This window comes from Bacillus sp. HY001 (assembly GCF_007558965.1).
Taxonomy (GTDB): domain Bacteria; phylum Bacillota; class Bacilli; order Bacillales; family Bacillaceae_G; genus Bacillus_A; species Bacillus_A mobilis.
Genome location: NZ_VLTE01000082.1, coordinates 1 through 18,042, shown reverse-complemented (window position 1 = coordinate 18,042; position 18,042 = coordinate 1). Strand labels below are relative to the sequence as shown.

The following is an 18,042-nucleotide window of genomic DNA, read 5'->3' as shown; positions in this document are numbered from 1 at the left end:
TGTCCCCGCAACCAAATGGTCCCGTGGTGTAGTGGTTAACATGCCTGCCTGTCACGCAGGAGATCGCCGGTTCGACCCCGGTCGGGACCGCCATTTTATATAAAGAAAAGAACGAAACATGTTGTTTCGTATTTTTTTATTTGTTTTAACAAAAAACTAATAAAGACAGTCAAACTATCCTTAGGAAAACTCCTAAGGACTTTTTTATATATTCAAAACCTGTATAATAAAGAGCAGAGAACATTGTGAGTAAAGTAGGTGAAGTCTGTGAGTAAATATGAAATAACAACAAAATCCTCTGAGGAAACACAAAGATTATCAGAAAAACTAGGTGGACTTGTCGGGGCACAAGATGTAATTATTTTAGAAGGAGATCTAGGGGCTGGTAAGACAACTTTTACAAAAGGACTAGCAAAAGGTCTTGGAGTGAAAAGAGTTGTAAATAGTCCTACCTTTAATATTATTAAAGAATATAAAGGGAGATTGCCGCTATATCATATGGACGTGTATCGCTTAGCAGAAAGTGAAGAGGACTTAGGTTTTGATGAGTATTTCTACGGTGAAGGAATTACCGTAGTAGAATGGGCTCATTTAATAGAAGCATTTTTACCAAATGAGAAGTTACAAATTAGTTTATTCCATGCTGGAGATGATACAAGGAAAATTGTACTCGAGCCAATTGGAGATCGATATATTAGATTATGTGAGGAGCTATTACAAGATGAAAGTACTAGCAATTGATACTTCAAATTACGTAATGGGTGTATCCCTTATTGAGGAAGAAAACGTAATTGGGGAAATCATTACAAACTTAACAAAAAACCATTCTGTACGTCTTATGCCAGCTGTAGAACAACTGTTAAAAGAATGCGGTGTAAAACCGAAAGAATTAACTAAAATCGTTGTAGCTGCTGGACCTGGATCATATACAGGTGTTCGCATAGGTGTGACAGCTGCAAAAACATTAGCTTGGTCACTTCAAATACCGATTGTAGGTGTATCAAGTTTAGAGGTAGTAGCTGCAAACGGAGCTAATTTTGATGGATTAATCTGTCCTTTATTCGATGGAAGACGTGGACAAATTTATACTGGGTTATATACATATGAAGGAGAGAATGTCACTTCTATAGAAGAAGACCGAATCATCCTTATTGTAGACTGGTTGCAAATGTTAAAAGATAAAGGCAAGCAGGTTTTATTTATTGGTAACGATGTTAAACTGCACAAAGAAACAATAATAGAACATTTAGGCAATCAAGCTGTATTTGCTCCTTTCACTAAAAATAACCCAAGACCAAGTGAGTTAGCGTTCTTAGGATTGCAAAAAGAAGAACAAGATGTGCATTCATTTGTTCCTAGTTACCTTCGTTTAGCTGAGGCCGAAACAAAGTGGTTAGAAAGTCAAAACAAGTAGGGGTTTGCAGAAGATGGATATGATATTTAGAAAGATGGAACTCGATGATATCGCTCAAATTGTAGCTATTGAAGAAGCGTCTTTTTCAACTCCTTGGACTGCAGATGCCTTTCACCGTGAGTTAACGACGAATGAACATGCACATTATGTTGTGCTAGAAAAAGATGGTCGTGTAATTGGGTATTGTGGATTGTGGATAATTATTGATGAATCACATATAACAAATATAGCTATTTTGCCAGAATACAGAGGTCAAAAGCTAGGGGATGCTTTATTGAAAGAAGTTATTTCCGAAGCGAAAGATTTAGGGGTAAAAACGATGACACTTGAAGTACGTGTATCAAATGAAGTAGCAAAACAGTTATACAGAAAATACGGATTTCAAAATGGTGGAATTCGTAAACGATACTATGCAGACAATCAGGAAGATGGTCTCGTAATGTGGGTGAATATATAATGGAAAAAAAGACGATTATACTTGGTATTGAAACAAGTTGTGATGAAACAGCAGTAGCAGTTGTTAAAAATGGAACGGAAATTATTGCAAACGTAGTTGCATCACAAATTGAAAGTCATAAACGTTTTGGCGGAGTTGTACCAGAGATTGCATCCCGTCATCATGTAGAAGAAATTACAGTTGTGTTAGAAGAAGCTTTAAAAGAAGCAAATATCACATTTGATGATATTGATGCAATTGCTGTAACAGAAGGACCTGGTTTAGTAGGGGCGCTTTTAATAGGGGTAAATGCAGCGAAAGCAGTAGCTTTTGCACATGATATTCCTCTAGTTGGTGTTCATCATATCGCTGGTCATATTTATGCGAATCGTTTAGTAAAAGAAGTTCAATTCCCACTACTATCACTTGTTGTATCTGGTGGGCATACGGAGCTTGTTTATATGAAAGAGCATGGTTCATTCGAAGTGATTGGTGAAACGAGGGATGATGCAGCTGGAGAGGCATATGATAAAGTAGCTCGTACGTTATCTATGCCATATCCAGGTGGTCCTCATATTGATCGCCTTGCACATGAAGGAGAACCAACAATTGATTTGCCTCGTGCATGGCTAGAACCTGATTCGTATGATTTCAGCTTTAGTGGATTGAAATCAGCAGTTATCAACACTGTGCATAACGCAAAACAACGCGGGATAGAAATTGCACCGGAAGATTTAGCAGCAAGTTTCCAAGCGAGTGTAATAGATGTGCTTGTAACGAAAGCATCCCGTGCAGCAGAAGCGTATAACGTAAAGCAACTGCTTCTAGCTGGTGGAGTAGCTGCTAATAAAGGACTTCGTGCACGTTTAGAAGAAGAATTTGCACAAAAAGAAAATATTGAGCTAATTATCCCTCCATTATCTTTATGCACAGATAATGCGGCAATGATTGCGGCGGCAGGTACAATTGCATATGAACAAGGAAAACGTGCTACATTAGCTTTAAATGCAAATCCAGGATTAGATATTGAAGCATAGTTATACACAAAATTAACCACAGCTTGTGGATAAAACCCATATTATCTGTTGATAATGTGGGTTTTATTGTGTATATAAAATGTTGATAACTTTTTTATTAATTGTGGATAATGTGGAAAAGTTATTTTGGAGTTTATTTTACAAAGGTGGATATGTGTATAAACTTGTGGATAAACCAGATGAAGTCTGACCTTTACATGTATTCTTTTTCGGGAAATAAATAGCGAGAAGATATCTCTAAAAAACATTTTGAAATACGCTCTTATGATAGGAATGTCAAACTTTGTCGGTAAATCGATATGTCGTGTCGAATTGTTTATACAATATGACGTTCATCCCAACTAGAAGACAAAAAGGATGTCGCATAGTCAAAAATCCCGACTTATGAGACACCCTTCTTATTCATACTCTTATAAATGTAACTCTTCCCATTCTGCCATACATGCATCAAGTTGTTCTTGTAGTGTTTGCTTTTTTGTTGTAATTTCACTAGCTTTTTCATAATCTGCATATATTTCTGGTAAGCAAAGTTGATCTTCTAACGTAGCAATTTCTTCTTCGAATTCTACAATGTTTTGTTCTAGCTCCTCAATTTTTCGAGTGCGTTGACGTTCTAATTGTTTACGCTCTTTTTCTTCGAGATAATTTAATTTTTCTTGAGCTACAGTTTTTTGAACAGGTGCTTGGCTTTCTTGCTGTTCTTGTTGTTCAAATGCTGCGCGTTCAATCATTTCATTTTTCTTTTCAACGTAGTAATCGTAGTCCCCTAAATATTCCTGTGCACCTTCTGTTGATAACTCAACAACGGTCGTCGTTACACGATTAATAAAGTAGCGGTCATGTGAGACAAATAGAAGGGTGCCTGGATAATCAATTAAAGCATTCTCCAAAATCTCTTTACTATTTAAATCAAGATGGTTCGTAGGTTCATCAAGAATTAATAAATTCGATTTTTGCATCATAAGTTTTGCAAGAGCTAATCGAGCTTTTTGTCCACCACTAAGAGAAGATACTGGTTTTAGTACATCATCCCCGGTGAATAAGAAGTTACCTAATATCGTGCGAATTTCTTTTTCAGGCTGCAAGGGATATTCATCCCATAACTCATTTAAAACCCGCTTAGAAGATGTTAAGTTTGCTTGTTCTTGATCATAATAACCAACAGATACATTGGATCCGAAAGAAACTTCACCGTGTAATAGTGGTAACTTATTCACAAGTGATTTTAATAATGTGGATTTCCCGATTCCGTTTGGACCAACTAAAGCAACGCTATCCCCGCGAGTTAAGCGCATCGTTACATGTTCAATAATCGGATCCTCATCATAGCCGATAGTTGCATCCTTTACTTGTAAAACATCATTTCCACTTTGTTTTTCGATATCGAAGTGGAAGGAAGCTGACTTAGAATCACCTAATGGTCTTGTTAATAATTCCATTCGATCTAATTGTTTACGACGGCTTTGCGCACGTTTTGTTGTAGATGCACGCGCTATATTTTTTTGAACGAAGTCCTCAAGCTTAGCGATTTCATCTTGTTGTTTTTCATAACGTTTCATTTCTTGCTCGTATAGCGCTGATTTTAAGTCTAAATATTTACTGTAGTTACCAACAAATCGTCTGCTTTCTTTATTCGAAATTTCATATACTTGTGTAACGAGTTTATCTAAGAAATAACGGTCATGGGAAACGATTAGTATTGCGCCAGGATAGCCTTGTAAATATTGTTCAAGCCATGTTAACGTTTCGATGTCTAAATGGTTTGTAGGCTCGTCCAAAATAAGTAGGTCTGGTTTCGTTAATAATAATTTACCGAGAGCTAATCGTGTCTTTTGTCCACCGCTTAATGTAGAAATCGTCGTCTGGTGCGTTTCAACTGGGAAGCCAAGACCACTTAAAATCGAGCGGATATCTGCTTCGTACTGATAGCCACCTTGATCTTTATAATCTAATTGTAATTGGTCATAATCAGCTAATAATCTTTCGTATGTAGCCTCATTTGAAAAGTTTTCTTCTTTTCCCATCTCTTGCTCTAGCCTTCGAAGTTTTGTCTCCATTTGCTGCAAGTGTGTAAAGACGGTTAACATTTCATCCCAAATTGTTAAAGACGTTTCTAAACCGGTATTTTGAGCTAAGTATCCGATTGAGACATCTTTCGGTTTTATAATTTCGCCACCATCATGAGACAGCTCACCAGCTATTATTTTTAATAACGTAGATTTTCCGGCTCCATTTCGTCCGACTAATGCGATACGATCTTTCGTTTGAACTTCCAATTTTATGTTTGCAAGAATCGTTTCTGCACCGTATAATTTCGAAAGCGCGTTTACTTGTAATAAAATCAATGTTTTCACCTCAAATAATTTCTTAACTTTGCCATGTTTATATTTCTCAATCATACTAAAAATAGTGTATAGTTTAAAATAAAGAGAGAATTCTTCTTCTCTTTATTATACAGGGAAATTCATGAGTGCTAAACTTCTGTATTAGATTCAAGTATATGAATAAAGATAGGAAGAGAGGAGAGGTTATATGGATCAGCAAAAAATTCCACAGGCCACTGCCAAACGATTGCCTCTATACTATCGATTTATCCAAAACTTATCTCTTTCTGGTAAGCAACGTGTTTCATCAGCAGAATTGAGCGAGGCGGTAAAGGTTGATTCCGCAACGATTCGAAGAGATTTCTCATATTTTGGAGCGTTAGGGAAAAAAGGTTATGGATATAACGTAAATTATCTATTATCATTTTTCCGTGAAACACTCGACCAAGATGATATAACACGTGTAGCACTTATTGGAGTAGGTAATTTAGGGACCGCTTTCTTACATTATAATTTCACGAAAAACAATAATACAAAAATTGAAATGGCGTTTGACGTTAGTGAAGAGAAAGTCGGAACAGAAATCGGGGGCATTCCTGTATATCATTTAGATGAATTAGAAGAACGTTTATCAACTGATATACAAGTGGCAATATTAACAGTACCCGCTACAGTAGCACAATCTGTAGCAGATAGATTGGCAGAAACGAACGTGCATGGTATTTTAAATTTTACACCAGCGCGCTTAAATGTGTCAGACAATATAAGAATTCATCATATTGATTTAGCAGTAGAGTTACAAACACTTGTTTACTTTTTGAAGAATTATCCACAATAAAACGCAGAGGAAGCGACCTCTGCGTTTTATTATTGTTTTTTCTTTGTGAATTTAACTAAGATGAGGCGAAGTGCCAAATTAAAATCAATTGTTGCCATAACTGCAAATAGTATTGTCCACATATTCCAGATTGTATCTGTTACGTTCGTAATGGCGAAGCGTGTAAAGATACATCCTAGAAGGAAGTACAATGCAGCCATGAACAATGGTGAGTTTCTCATACTAAAAATCCTCCGATAAAGCCTTGCATTTTTTCAGCTTCTTTAATCATTTCTTGAATTTGTTCATTGCTCATTAAAACTTGAGCAACTGCAACTAATGTATTCATAGCAACATGAGCTGCGATAGGGACGATAATACGCTTCGTTTTTACATATAAAAAGGCGAACACGAGCCCCATAGAAGTGTATACCAATAAGTGAGTGAAATCAAAATGAATTGCTGCGAATACGAGAGAACTAATGATAGCAGCAATAAAGAAGTTAAACTTCTTATAAAGTGTACCAAATAAAATCTTTCTAAATACGATTTCTTCCAAGATAGGTCCTATTATAGAGATGACGATAAGGAACCAAGGTGTCGTTCTAGCGATATCCATAAGTCTCGCTGTATTTTCTGATCCAGGTTTAATTCCTAATAAACGCATTTCTATCATACCGGCAATACTTTGCGAGAAAAATGCTAAGAAGAATCCGATAAAAATCCAACCAATCGTAGCTGGAATAGTAGAGCGCTTTGTATCTAAACGTCTGTCGCGAATATCTGTTCTAAGTAACCAAAGTACGATACATAATGCAATAAAGAAGCTAATGATTGCCCAGTGTCCAGTTATGAGCTGGAATTTCTCTTCTCTAGTAAAGCCCCTGTTATCATAAAGTCCGGTTTTTAGGAGAAGTGGTAATCCAGCAATGGATGATAACTGCATTAAAATGTATGTAACGATAACCCACCAATATTGTTTTTTCAAATGGTTTAACCATCCTTTCTAACTCTAGTGTATGAGATAAGGTAGGATAACATGTAAATATGCTACCTACGATATAAACCTTACGTAAATTATGTTTTTTTTCGTAAATCCGTATTTGAAATTATAATAGAAGACAGGAGAAAGTTGTGTGTATAGCGAAAACAACTTAGGGTGTCCTTTCATATTGTAACATACGAGTAGTGGAAACAACGATTCATATAGTAAAGGTAGAAGAAGAGGGACTCTATATAGAAAAGTGTATAGCTTAATTTGCGAAAAAATTATGATTTTTTTACTTGCAAAAGAAATTGAGATTATTTATTATTATAAGTGTGTTAGCACTCGGGTGACTTGAGTGCTAATAAAGAAAATTTACATAACAAAATGAGGAGGTTGTTGTTCATGCTAAAACCATTAGGTGATCGCGTTGTAATTGAGCTTGTTCAAGCAGAAGAAAAAACAGCAAGTGGTATTGTATTACCAGACACTGCAAAAGAAAAACCACAAGAGGGTAAAGTTATTGCAGTAGGTACTGGTCGAGTGCTTGAAAATGGTGAGCGTGTTGCTTTAGAGGTAGCAGCAGGTGATCTTATCATCTTCTCAAAATATGCAGGTACTGAAGTAAAATACGAAGGTACTGACTACTTGATTTTACGTGAAAGTGACATTTTAGCAGTTATCGGTTAATTATATAAATCTTAAAAAATCCAAGGGGGTCAATTATTATGGCAAAAGATATTAAATTTAGTGAAGAAGCACGTCGTTCGATGCTTCGCGGTGTCGACACTCTTGCAAACGCAGTAAAAGTAACGCTTGGACCAAAAGGTCGTAACGTTGTACTTGAGAAAAAATTCGGTTCACCACTTATTACAAATGATGGTGTAACAATTGCAAAAGAAATTGAATTAGAAGATGCATTCGAAAACATGGGTGCAAAATTAGTAGCAGAAGTTGCTAGCAAAACAAATGATGTAGCTGGTGACGGAACAACAACTGCAACTGTATTAGCGCAAGCTATGATTCGTGAAGGTCTTAAAAACGTAACAGCTGGTGCGAACCCAATGGGTCTTCGTAAAGGTATCGAAAAAGCTGTTACTGCTGCAATTGCAGAATTAAAAGAGATTTCGAAACCAATCGAAGGTAAATCTTCTATCGCACAAGTAGCTGCTATTTCTGCAGCTGACGAAGAAGTAGGTCAATTAATCGCTGAAGCAATGGAGCGCGTTGGTAACGACGGTGTTATTACTTTAGAAGAGTCTAAGGGATTCACAACAGAATTAGACGTAGTAGAAGGTATGCAATTTGATCGTGGATATGCATCTCCTTACATGATTACTGATTCTGACAAAATGGAAGCAGTTCTTGATAACCCATACATCTTAATTACTGACAAAAAGATTTCTAACATTCAAGAAATCTTACCAGTATTAGAGCAAGTGGTACAACAAGGTAAACCACTTCTTATCATTGCTGAAGATGTAGAAGGCGAAGCGCTAGCTACATTAGTAGTGAACAAACTTCGTGGTACATTCAATGTAGTAGCTGTTAAAGCTCCTGGATTTGGTGACCGTCGTAAAGCAATGCTAGAAGATATCGCAATCTTAACTGGTGGCGAAGTAATCACTGAAGAATTAGGTCGTGACTTAAAATCTGCTACAGTTGAATCTTTAGGACGCGCAGGTAAAATCGTTGTAACGAAAGAAAACACAACTGTAGTTGAAGGTATCGGAAATACACAACAAATCGAAGCTCGCATCGGTCAAATCCGTGCGCAATTAGAAGAAACAACTTCTGAATTCGATCGTGAAAAATTACAAGAGCGTCTTGCAAAACTTGCAGGTGGCGTAGCAGTAATTAAAGTAGGTGCAGCAACTGAAACTGAGTTAAAAGAGCGCAAACTTCGCATTGAAGATGCACTTAACTCAACTCGTGCAGCAGTAGAAGAAGGTATCGTTGCAGGTGGTGGTACTTCACTTATGAACGTATACACGAAAGTAGCTTCTATCGTAGCTGAAGGCGACGAAGCAACAGGTATCAACATCGTACTTCGCGCACTAGAAGAGCCAGTTCGTCAAATCGCAATCAACGCTGGTCTAGAAGGATCTGTAGTTGTAGAGCGTCTAAAAGGCGAAAAAGTAGGCGTTGGTTTCAACGCAGCTACTGGCGAGTGGGTTAACATGCTTGAAACTGGTATCGTAGATCCAGCTAAAGTAACTCGCTCTGCACTTCAAAACGCAGCATCTGTTGCAGCTATGTTCTTAACAACTGAAGCTGTAGTTGCTGACAAGCCAGAGCCAAATGCACCAGCAATGCCTGACATGGGCGGCATGGGCATGGGCGGTATGGGCGGAATGATGTAATTCCATTTGCCCGAAAAACATCCATTTCTATATAGAAATGGATGTTTTTTTATGTTTTTTAGCAAAGGAAATGAATTTCTGTAGAATTTTGTCGCTTTCTCTCTTGACCATATCGATACTTCATTGTTAGAATCTAGGAAGATAATATAAAACGATCCTTCATATATCCTCAAAGATAAGGTTTGAGAGTCTCTACCGGGTTACCGTAAACAACCTGACTATGAAGGCAGTGTGTCTTATATTTATAAAGAGCGGAAGACTATCTTTCTTTATAAAGCCAGACCCCTGCCTTTTCTTTGTTATGAGACTAGAGGCGGAGGACTGGCTTTTTTTATTATATTAGTAATGCTTTTTGCCAAATTGGTGAAAATATTTATATACGAGAACTAACGTTGGGGTGATTATTTTGAAAAAGCAGCATGATACAATTATCGTTTTAGATTTTGGGAGTCAGTACAATCAGTTAATAGCACGTCGAATTCGTGAGTTCGGTGTATACAGTGAACTTCATCCACATACAATTACTGCGGAAGAAATTAAAGCAATGAATCCAAAAGGGATTATCTTCTCTGGTGGACCAAATAGTGTATACGGTGAAGGCGCATTACATTGTGATGAAAAAATCTTTGAACTAGGATTACCGATCTTCGGTATTTGTTACGGTATGCAGCTTATGACACAACACTTCGGTGGTAAAGTAGAACGTGCAAATCACCGTGAGTACGGAAAAGCTGTTCTTAAAGTAGAGAACGAATCAAAATTATATACGAACCTTCCAGAAGAGCAAGTTGTATGGATGAGTCATGGTGACTTAGTAACTGGTTTACCTGAAGGATTCGTAGTAGATGCAACAAGTGAGTCTTGTCCAATTGCTGGTATGAGCAATGAAGAGCAAAACTTATACGGTGTACAATTCCACCCAGAAGTACGTCACTCTGAGCACGGTAACGATTTAATTAAAAACTTCGTATTCGGCGCTTGTGGTTGTTCTGAAGGATGGAACATGGAGAACTTTATCGAAGTAGAATTAGAGAAAATCCGTGAAACTGTTGGAGACAAAAAAGTACTATGCGCACTTAGCGGCGGTGTAGACTCTTCTGTTGTAGCAGTATTAATTCATAAAGCTATCGGCGATCAATTAACATGTATTTTCGTTGACCACGGCTTACTTCGTAAAGGTGAAGCAGAAGGCGTTATGAAAACATTCAGCGAAGGCTTCCACATGAACGTTATTAAAGTGGATGCGCAAGAACGCTTCATGAACAAGTTAAAAGGTGTAGAAGATCCAGAGCAAAAACGTAAAATCATCGGTAACGAATTCATTTACGTATTTGATGATGAAGCTTCTAAATTACAAGGAATGGACTTCCTAGCACAAGGTACACTTTATACAGATATCGTTGAGAGTGGTACAGCAACTGCACAAACAATTAAATCTCACCATAACGTTGGTGGACTTCCAGAAGACATGCAGTTCAAATTAATCGAGCCTTTAAACACGTTATTTAAAGATGAAGTACGTGTATTAGGATCAGAACTAGGAATTCCTGATGAAATCGTATGGCGTCAACCATTCCCAGGCCCTGGTCTTGGTATTCGTGTATTAGGTGAAATCACAGAAGAGAAATTAGAAATTGTTCGTGAATCTGATGCGATTTTACGTGAAGAAATTATTAAAGCGGGCTTAGACCGTGAAATCTGGCAATACTTCACTGCGCTTCCTGGTATGCGTAGCGTAGGTGTTATGGGTGACGAGCGTACTTACGATTACACAGTAGGTATCCGCGCAGTAACATCTATCGACGGTATGACAGCTGACTGGGCACGTATCCCTTGGGACGTATTAGAGAAAATCTCTGTACGTATCGTAAACGAAGTAAAACACGTTAACCGTATCGTGTATGATGTAACGAGTAAGCCACCAGCAACTATTGAGTGGGAATAGTTAAATAACAAATAAAAAAGCTTGGAGAGTCTTATTTAATAAGTTTTCTCCGAGCTTTTTTGTTTTGTGATACGAGTAATGATACCGATAGTTATTTGTATGCTAGTATAAAATATGATTTTGTGAAATAGGAGGTGAATTTAATAAAATATTTGAAGTTAGAATGCAATATAGACGTTTATTAAAATTAACATTCTGAATTATTTAAAAAACCTAAACTTGGTCAAGTCTTTCATGTATAATCCATTTAGCGGTTCCCTGATATTCCTCCATAAAATTGAAATGTTTTAGATATCTCATTTAAAGACCCCATAGCGTAATAACCATCTTTCGTTTTTCTTATACCGTTAATAAAAGGAGATGATAAAAAGGTTAGCGTTTCTTGAATTTCTTTTATTGAAAGGTTTTCTTTCAATAAATTCGAATTTTTGAGAATAAAATATATTTCCCTTTCAGTTAAAATACCATCAGTAACTTCATCATCGTTCTGTTCAATTAAACAATTTAATATTTCTTTAATTAAATTATTTTTTCGTATTAAATGATTGCTATCTTCTTCAATTTTTGTTAAATCTAATAGACCACCAGACAAAAAAAGGTTTTTATATGATTCATATGAGAGTGGCACCTTCATATGACTTAAAATCAAATCACTCAAACTTTCAATATCGATTAGCACTACCTCATGTTCTTTAGCTCTATGTAATAATCTTGATGATGAAAATGATTTCCCTACTATAACGACAAAATCAGCATTATTTTTTACTTTATGTTCTTTTAATGTATCAAAATCAATTTGACTTTCATTTACAGAAGGTGAGCTTGTTGATTTAGTATCAATGATAATTCTATACGAAAATTTTGGGGATGATATGGTTTGAACTAGAATATCTGTATTACCCGATCCGCCGATCCACTTACTTTCATATCCCAACATTTCGAAACAAATAGCGCAAATTTTTTCAAAGCGCTCAGGATTAGTAGAATCTCCAGATGCTACTCTCAATTCTACTAAAATATCCTCGGTTTCCTTTTCGTTTTCTGCAACGGGTGATGTCAAAATCTCTTCATGTTCAATATCTTTTTGAATCAAATCAACAATCTGTGCTCCTAATTCAGAAGTCTTGTAATGAAAATGATCTAACTTTGTAACTAAATTTGCACTAAGGAGTAAATTAATCCTTTTCCTAATAGCATCTTTATTGTTTTTTTCAAAGTTATACTTTGATCTAGATATAGCCATTAACTCGTTAATGCTTTTCCTGGATGCATTCATATAAGGCAACATGTCTAGTAGAAACAGTAAGAATTTATTTAGGTAGAATATAAAATCCAGTTCCTCAATTTCTAATGTTTTTTTCCCGTATTCCGTGATTGAATACTCGGAAAAACTTGTGCGAAAAACTAAATTAAGTTTTTCAAGAGTATGAAGATAATGCTTTACTGAAGAATTGCTTATTTCATATTTCGTAAAAGCGAAGTCTGATATATCGTGTATATCTTTTTTTTCTCCGATGAATTTGATAAAGGTTTTTGCGGTAGTAAGGATATTATGCTGACTACCAGCAAGATAACCTAAACCTTCTATTTTCTTATCTAAATCACTAATATCTCTGACCCATTCGGGAATATTCTCTACTTTGAATGGGTGTCTAGTAGAATGGTCGGATTCATGACGGTTTTTAAAATCCAAGTCACTTATCATAAGGGTATTTAGAAAATTTTTACCTATATCAGTAATAGAATATAAATACTTGAACTCTGAGAACGCTAAGCACCCTAAATCAGTCAACCAACGTAATCGATCAGATACAGGTGCTTTTGTTTTCCATCCGAATGAATACCTTGTTCTTGCCAAATCTAATATTTCTCCAATAGTCATATCTGTTTCTTTTAAATAAAAAAGTATTTCCCCGAAAAATTTTATCTTCGAATGTAAGTAGTGAAAAAGATCGTTTTGATCTTGACTTTGCATGAAATTTGTAGAGAAGGTGGTAAGCATCCATCTATCTCCGATTTTTTCTACAAAACCAGTAATCTGCAGTCGCGTGCACAAATAATTAATATCATATTTCTTATTTGAAATATCCACTTTTTGATCGTTTGTATCATAGGTTTGAATAATTTCAAGTATTTTCAATAAGCTTTCACAGTAATTTTTTTCTCTAGGAATGTTAGGTAGTGAATAACCTTTATCTTCCCAGTCCTTAGATATAACTCCATCCATATCAACACTTCCTAATCTGAATTTTTTAAGAAAACCTTATATATATATTTTCTTGAGAATATTATTGAAACCTGCAACTGAAATTTTTTGTATTGGTTTTAGTAAAAGGTTACACAATGTTGATTGTTCGCGTAGGTACTTGTGTTAAATATATTGTGAATTAACCCCAATTTAAGGTGGATAAATTGGAACGTTTCTTCGATGGATATACGTTTGTAAAACCTAAAGTATTGGTGATAAGAAGAGGATAATGTATTTGTTCGGTTTTTAATACGAACGAAATTATAAAATTTTATAAAAATGTTCGTTTTTAAATTGACAAAACTACTTCGTCGAGTTAATATGAGTATGTAATTCAAACGAAAAGTGAATATTATGCCGTCGTATAATATCGGGGATATGGCCCGAAAGTTTCTACCTAGCTACCGTAAATGGCTTGACTACGAGGCGTTTAGATAAAGATGAGGGGAAACTTGTCTTTATTCATAGAACGCTTCCATGTATATGCAATGGAAGCCTTTTTTATTTTTAATAGATAAAAGAGGGCTAGGGAGATTACGGCGAGTAATCATATAACGGGGGAAACGTAAGATGAAACGCTATTTTCAGTTTGATGAACTCGGTACAAATTATAAAACAGAGTTCATAGCAGGTTTAACGACATTCTTATCTATGGCGTATGTACTATTTGTCAATCCTGCTACACTGTCACTTGGAAATGTTAAAGGGTTACCAGCAGGTACAGGAATGGATCCAGGTGCAGTATTCGTTGCTACAGCATTAGCAGCAGCGATTGGTTCGTTAATTATGGGGATATTCGCGAAGTATCCGATTGCTTTGGCACCGGGTATGGGAATTAACGCGTTCTTTGCTTATACGGCAGTGTTAACGATGGGTATTCCGTGGCAAACAGCAATTGCTGGAACATTAATGTCAGGTATTATCTTTATTATTCTTACAGCTTCAGGTATTCGTGAAAAAATCATTAATGCAATTCCATCAGAGTTAAAGTTTGCAGTAGCGGCAGGTATAGGATTGTTCATTGCCTTCCTTGGATTCCAAAATGCCGGAATTATCGTGAAAAATGATGCTGTTCTTGTTGGATTGGGGGATTTAACAAAGGGCACAACGTTACTAGCAATCTTCGGGGTTGTTACGACAATCATCTTCATGATTAAGAAAATAAATGGTGCAGTTTTCTACGGTATGATTCTTACAGCAATCTTAGGAGTAGCGACAGGATTAATTGATACTCCGAAAGCTGTAGTGGGAGCAATACCGAGTCTAGAACCAACGTTCGGTGTGGCATTAACGCACTTCGGAGATATTTTCACTGTTCAAATGGTGATTGTTATTATTACGTTCTTCTTCATTGATTTCTTTGATACAGCAGGTACACTTGTAGCGGTTGCGAATCAAGCTGGATTAATGAAGAACAATAAATTACCACGTGCAGGAAAAGCGTTATTCGCAGATGCGATTGCAACTGTAATCGGTGCGATCTTAGGTACATCAACAACAACATCTTACATTGAATCTTCTGCAGGGGTAGCAGCGGGTGGACGTTCTGGATTTACAGCAGTTGTAACAGCAGGATTCTTCTTGCTGGCACTATTCTTCTCACCATTATTAAGTGTTGTAACACCAGCTGTAACGGCGCCAGCTTTAATTATTGTAGGAATCTTAATGGTTTCATCTTTAGGCGAAATTGATTGGAAGAAATTCGAGATTGCAGTACCAGCATTCTTTACAATCATTTCAATGCCACTTACGTATAGTATTGCGACAGGGATTGCAATCGGGTTTATCTTCTATCCAATTACAATGGTAGTAAGTGGTCGTCGTAAAGAGATTCATCCAATTATGTATGTTATGGGAGTTTTATTCGTACTATATTTCATCTACGTTCGTAAATAAAAGGGGTTTTTTGAAAGGTCTAGACTTAAGGGGAGTCTAGACCTTTTTTGCGTCTTCAGAAAATCTTAAGGATTTCCGAGCGTTTTTCTTCAGAAGTTTTCCTATAATAGAAGTTAGGGATTAAAAAAGTGATGGGGGAGATATTGTGGCAACCGAAACAATACTTGTCGTAGATGATGAAAAAGAAATTAGGAATCTTATTACAATCTATTTAAAGAATGAAGGATATAAAGTGTTGCAAGCGGGGGACGGAGAAGAAGGATTACGTTTACTGGAAGAAAATGAAGTGCATCTAGTCGTATTAGATATTATGATGCCAAAAGTAGACGGTATTCACATGTGTATGAAAGTAAGAGAATCGAAAGAAATGCCGATTATTATGCTTTCGGCGAAAACGCAAGATATGGACAAAATTTTAGGATTAACTACAGGTGCAGATGATTACGTAACGAAACCATTTAACCCGTTAGAGTTAATCGCAAGAATTAAATCTCAGTTACGTCGTTATATGAAGATGAATGGTTTTGCTATTCAAAATGAGGACGAGTTAGAAATTGGAGAGATGAAAATAAACATCTCAACCCATAAAGTTATTGTGGATGGAGAAGAAGTGAAACTGACCCCGAGGGAATTTTCAATTTTAGAATTACTAGCTCGTAATCCAGGGATGGTTTTTAGCGCGGAACAAATTTATGAAAAGGTTTGGAACGAAAGATCTTTCCAGTCGGATAACACGGTAATGGTTCATATTCGGAAAGTGCGTGAAAAGATTGAGGAGAATCCAAGGAAGCCAATGTATATAAAAACAGTATGGGGAGTGGGGTATAAGATTGAAAAAGATATTTAATCCATTTACTTATGTTAGGAAATTTCGAGAGTTAATTGGAAAGTTAGTGAAGAGTGTGAAACGGAGTGTGCGAATTCAACTTATTACTGCGTTTACTGCTTGTGCGTTATTAGGGCTTTTTTTTGCAAAGGGAGCAGCACCCTTTTTTGAGAATGCGAATCGGCAGGCGACAATAGATTATGGGTCTGGTATGAGAGAAATTCATCAACAAGCTCAAAGTGTGGCGAATAGTTCAGTTCACGAAAATAAATTAGAAGCCATATCCGATATGATCGAAAGGGAGAACCAAAATTTAGAACGAGGATCTAGAGCTTTAAAAGTATTGGTTACTGACGAGAGCGGCAAAGTTGTATATAAGACGAAGCAGGCACAAGAAGAACAAATTGATTTGCATAATACAATTCGTAATGCAGCATCATTTGCAATTAACTATTCAAATGGCCAAGATGCATTTGAAAATACAAGAAAAGAATTTATAGCTTTTGCACCTATTACAATAGGAGATAAGAATTTATACATGTTTGTTAGTGGGATTCCGGGAGGTGAAGTGAGATATCATACGCAAGAAGGGCCGTTTCCATTTTTCATAGGTGTACTCGTATTTATTTTCTCTTTCTTCTATATAACAAAGAGAAAGATGAAGCAAATTGAAGCGATGGCACAAGGTGTAAAGGAAATAGAAAAAGGCAACTTAGCGTATCGTATTGAGAAGAAAGGTGAGGACGAAATTGCGTCTTTAACTGAGAATATTAATAATATGGCAGAAGAGCTTATGAATAATATAGAAAAGGAACGTAAATTAGAGAAACAAAAGAACGAGCTTATTACGAATGTATCTCACGATTTACGTACACCACTTACTTCTATTATGGGTTATTTACGATTACTTCGAGATTCTAAATATGAAAATAAAGAACAACATGATGAATATACGAGAATTGCTTTTGCGAAGTCGGAGCAGTTAAAGAATTTAATAGAAGATTTATTTGAGTATACGAAGTTAACAAATGAGCAAGTTATATTAGAAAAACAAGAGGTTTGTATAAATGAGTTACTCGAGCAATTAATAGAAGAGTTAGTACCGCAAGCAGAAGAGCATGGACTTACGTTTGTTAAGAAATTTCCTGAGGAACGTGCCTATGCAGCGGTTGATTCGGAAAAGATGGTTCGTGTATTTGATAATTTATTAATGAACGCGATTAAGTATAGTAAAGATGATGGGGAGATAAAAGTTTCTCTTCACAGGCAGCGCCGAGAAATACAAATTGTAATTGCGAATCATAGTGAAGAGTTTACGAGAGAAGAACTAGGGAGTTTATTTGAACGTTTTTATAAGAAAGATCAATCCCGGAGTAGAGTAACAGAAGGATCGGGACTTGGATTGGCGATTGCGAAAAGTATTGTTGAATTACAAGGTGGTAGTATTCGAGCTGAATATAAGGATGGTACTATTCATTTTATCGTCTCGTTACCAATTATAGAAAAATAATAAATGAATAGAATGGTATATGATAAAAAGGCTTATTTTAAAAGGAATAAGCCTTTTTATATTTTTTTAGAAAAACATGTTGACGATTAAAGGTTAGAGGTGTAATATAGGACAAGTCGCCGATGCAATAACGCAGAACGCGGCAAACAAAATGAAAAACTTAGTTGACATTGAAAGATGAAGATGTTAACATAAGGAAGTCGCAAATGAGCGACCGAGTAGTTCTTTGAAAACTGAACGA

The 18,042-nt window shown here is 36.2% G+C and carries 15 protein-coding genes, 1 tRNA gene and 2 riboswitches; of the genes, 12 read left to right on the top strand and 4 right to left on the bottom strand.

Annotation, left to right across the window (positions count from 1 at the left end; genetic code table 11):
- Positions 1-17 precede the first annotated feature (17 nt).
- The 5 genes from FOT98_RS26615 to tsaD all read left to right on the top strand — a co-directional run bounded on the left by FOT98_RS26615 (position 18) and on the right by tsaD (position 2,887).
- Positions 18-93 (top strand) — tRNA-Asp (locus FOT98_RS26615).
- Positions 94-267: 174 nt separating this feature from the next.
- Complete coding sequence (tsaE, locus tag FOT98_RS26610; RefSeq protein ID WP_061679603.1) at positions 268-741, top strand: tRNA (adenosine(37)-N6)-threonylcarbamoyltransferase complex ATPase subunit type 1 TsaE; 474 nt, start codon at positions 268-270, stop codon at positions 739-741.
- A complete protein-coding gene (gene tsaB, locus FOT98_RS26605) occupies positions 722-1,414 on the top strand; it encodes a tRNA (adenosine(37)-N6)-threonylcarbamoyltransferase complex dimerization subunit type 1 TsaB (RefSeq protein WP_061679604.1) in 693 nt (230 codons plus the stop codon). The genes tsaE and tsaB overlap by 20 nt, the downstream gene beginning before the upstream one ends.
- 13 nt (positions 1,415-1,427) lie before the next feature.
- Entirely contained in the window at positions 1,428-1,871 is a 444-nt protein-coding gene (gene rimI, locus FOT98_RS26600) for a ribosomal protein S18-alanine N-acetyltransferase (RefSeq protein ID WP_000367199.1), read from the top strand.
- Complete coding sequence (gene tsaD / locus FOT98_RS26595) at positions 1,871-2,887, top strand: tRNA (adenosine(37)-N6)-threonylcarbamoyltransferase complex transferase subunit TsaD (protein ID WP_063263313.1); 1,017 nt, start codon at positions 1,871-1,873, stop codon at positions 2,885-2,887. Before rimI ends, tsaD begins: the two co-directional genes overlap by 1 nt.
- Positions 2,888-3,297: 410 nt before the next feature.
- Here tsaD and FOT98_RS26590 read toward each other — a convergent pair whose 3' ends face one another.
- The gene (locus FOT98_RS26590; protein WP_218926458.1) at positions 3,298-5,232 is read right to left on the bottom strand and encodes an ABC-F family ATP-binding cassette domain-containing protein; all 1,935 of its coding nucleotides are present in this window, start codon (positions 5,230-5,232) and stop codon (positions 3,298-3,300) included.
- Positions 5,233-5,419: 187 nt separating this feature from the next.
- Here FOT98_RS26590 and FOT98_RS26585 point away from each other — a divergent pair, with 187 nt between their 5' ends.
- Positions 5,420-6,049 carry a redox-sensing transcriptional repressor Rex gene (locus tag FOT98_RS26585; RefSeq protein WP_000372703.1) on the top strand — a complete coding sequence of 210 codons (630 nt, stop codon included), beginning with the start codon at positions 5,420-5,422 and terminating at the stop codon, positions 6,047-6,049.
- Between the two features lie 29 nt (positions 6,050-6,078).
- On the opposite strand, the gene FOT98_RS26580 is transcribed toward FOT98_RS26585, so the two are convergent.
- Both FOT98_RS26580 and FOT98_RS26575 read right to left on the bottom strand, forming a co-directional pair.
- Entirely contained in the window at positions 6,079-6,270 is a 192-nt protein-coding gene (locus FOT98_RS26580; protein WP_001246201.1) for a YdiK family protein, read from the bottom strand.
- Positions 6,267-7,016, bottom strand: a complete 750-nt coding sequence (locus FOT98_RS26575) for a CPBP family intramembrane glutamic endopeptidase (protein ID WP_063263314.1) — start codon at positions 7,014-7,016, stop codon at positions 6,267-6,269. Before FOT98_RS26575 ends, FOT98_RS26580 begins: the two co-directional genes overlap by 4 nt.
- Positions 7,017-7,418: 402 nt before the next feature.
- Between FOT98_RS26575 and groES the strand changes: the two genes are divergently transcribed.
- From groES to guaA, 3 genes are all read left to right on the top strand, one after another.
- Complete coding sequence (gene groES / locus FOT98_RS26570; protein WP_000917306.1) at positions 7,419-7,703, top strand: co-chaperone GroES; 285 nt, start codon at positions 7,419-7,421, stop codon at positions 7,701-7,703.
- Positions 7,704-7,741: 38 nt separating this feature from the next.
- Entirely contained in the window at positions 7,742-9,376 is a 1,635-nt protein-coding gene (groL, locus tag FOT98_RS26565) for a chaperonin GroEL (protein WP_061679608.1), read from the top strand.
- 139 nt (positions 9,377-9,515) lie between these two features.
- A riboswitch (purine riboswitch) is annotated at positions 9,516-9,617 on the top strand.
- A gap of 165 nt (positions 9,618-9,782) precedes the next feature.
- Positions 9,783-11,321, top strand: coding sequence for a glutamine-hydrolyzing GMP synthase (gene guaA, locus FOT98_RS26560; protein WP_000743922.1), 1,539 nt, complete (start codon positions 9,783-9,785; stop codon positions 11,319-11,321).
- Between the two features lie 247 nt (positions 11,322-11,568).
- Here the strand turns inward: guaA and FOT98_RS33075 are convergent, their stop codons facing one another.
- Positions 11,569-13,548 carry a restriction endonuclease gene (locus tag FOT98_RS33075; RefSeq protein ID WP_235608039.1) on the bottom strand — a complete coding sequence of 660 codons (1,980 nt, stop codon included), beginning with the start codon at positions 13,546-13,548 and terminating at the stop codon, positions 11,569-11,571.
- Positions 13,549-13,909: 361 nt separating this feature from the next.
- A riboswitch (purine riboswitch) is annotated at positions 13,910-14,011 on the top strand.
- A 128-nt stretch (positions 14,012-14,139) separates the two neighbouring features.
- Here FOT98_RS33075 and FOT98_RS26550 point away from each other — a divergent pair.
- The 3 genes from FOT98_RS26550 to FOT98_RS26540 all read left to right on the top strand — a co-directional run bounded on the left by FOT98_RS26550 (position 14,140) and on the right by FOT98_RS26540 (position 17,801).
- Positions 14,140-15,465 carry an NCS2 family permease gene (locus tag FOT98_RS26550; protein WP_061679619.1) on the top strand — a complete coding sequence of 442 codons (1,326 nt, stop codon included), beginning with the start codon at positions 14,140-14,142 and terminating at the stop codon, positions 15,463-15,465.
- Between the two features lie 145 nt (positions 15,466-15,610).
- Complete coding sequence (locus tag FOT98_RS26545) at positions 15,611-16,312, top strand: response regulator transcription factor (protein WP_063263315.1); 702 nt, start codon at positions 15,611-15,613, stop codon at positions 16,310-16,312.
- On the top strand, positions 16,296-17,801 hold the full coding sequence (locus tag FOT98_RS26540) for a sensor histidine kinase (protein WP_063263316.1): 1,506 nt from the start codon (positions 16,296-16,298) through the stop codon (positions 17,799-17,801). Before FOT98_RS26545 ends, FOT98_RS26540 begins: the two co-directional genes overlap by 17 nt.
- Positions 17,802-18,042 lie beyond the last annotated feature (241 nt).

What these genes read in the sequence shown, in the direction of transcription:
- tsaB (WP_061679604.1), top strand. Translation starts at nt 722, where the DNA reads ATGAAAGTACTAGCAATTGATACTTCAAATTACGTAATGGGTGTATCC.
- rimI (WP_000367199.1), top strand. Translation starts at nt 1,428, where the DNA reads ATGGATATGATATTTAGAAAGATGGAACTCGATGATATCGCTCAAATT.
- tsaD (WP_063263313.1), top strand. Translation starts at nt 1,871, where the DNA reads ATGGAAAAAAAGACGATTATACTTGGTATTGAAACAAGTTGTGATGAA.
- FOT98_RS26585 (WP_000372703.1), top strand. Translation starts at nt 5,420, where the DNA reads ATGGATCAGCAAAAAATTCCACAGGCCACTGCCAAACGATTGCCTCTA.
- FOT98_RS26580 (WP_001246201.1), bottom strand. Translation starts at nt 6,270, where the DNA reads ATGAGAAACTCACCATTGTTCATGGCTGCATTGTACTTCCTTCTAGGA.
- groES (WP_000917306.1), top strand. Translation starts at nt 7,419, where the DNA reads ATGCTAAAACCATTAGGTGATCGCGTTGTAATTGAGCTTGTTCAAGCA.
- groL (WP_061679608.1), top strand. Translation starts at nt 7,742, where the DNA reads ATGGCAAAAGATATTAAATTTAGTGAAGAAGCACGTCGTTCGATGCTT.
- FOT98_RS33075 (WP_235608039.1), bottom strand. Translation starts at nt 13,548, where the DNA reads ATGGATGGAGTTATATCTAAGGACTGGGAAGATAAAGGTTATTCACTA.
- FOT98_RS26550 (WP_061679619.1), top strand. Translation starts at nt 14,140, where the DNA reads ATGAAACGCTATTTTCAGTTTGATGAACTCGGTACAAATTATAAAACA.